We start from the raw sequence: 422 nt of genomic DNA on the forward strand, positions 1-422 counted from the left end.
GCATAAAGTGATGCCTCCTGTGCAGAATATCTACCCTCTGTCAAATCAAACTGAACTAAAGGTTTGCCCAATGCCATATACTCCAACACCTTATTCATGGTACTCTTGTCATTCATAGCATTATATTCATCAGAGTTAACACAAACATCAGCAGTATTCAAATAGTCAAGCAAAGTCTGATCAGGTACACGACCGGTAAATTCTACGATGTCGTCCAAGCCCATGTCATGACTCAGTTTCTTCATGTGCTCTACATCAGGGCCACCACCAACGATACCCCAGAACACATCATTTCTTCCAGGTAACTCCTTGATATATTTAGCTGCCTTCAAAAGATATTCAATACCTTCCTGCTGACCGATTACACCAAGATAGCCAACCATGAACTTCTTGCCACGCTTGATTTCATTCTTTGGTTTCTG

1 protein-coding gene is annotated in these 422 nt (G+C 41.5%); it reads right to left on the bottom strand.

The features are described 5' to 3' along the window. Positions 1-422: glycosyltransferase (locus tag D4A39_RS18690; RefSeq protein ID WP_119918602.1), on the bottom strand; the 422-nt coding region annotated here is incomplete at both ends.

Origin of the sequence: Alcanivorax profundi (assembly GCF_003597125.1) — a bacterium.
GTDB classification, from domain to species: Bacteria; Pseudomonadota; Gammaproteobacteria; order Pseudomonadales; family Alcanivoracaceae; genus Alcanivorax; species Alcanivorax profundi.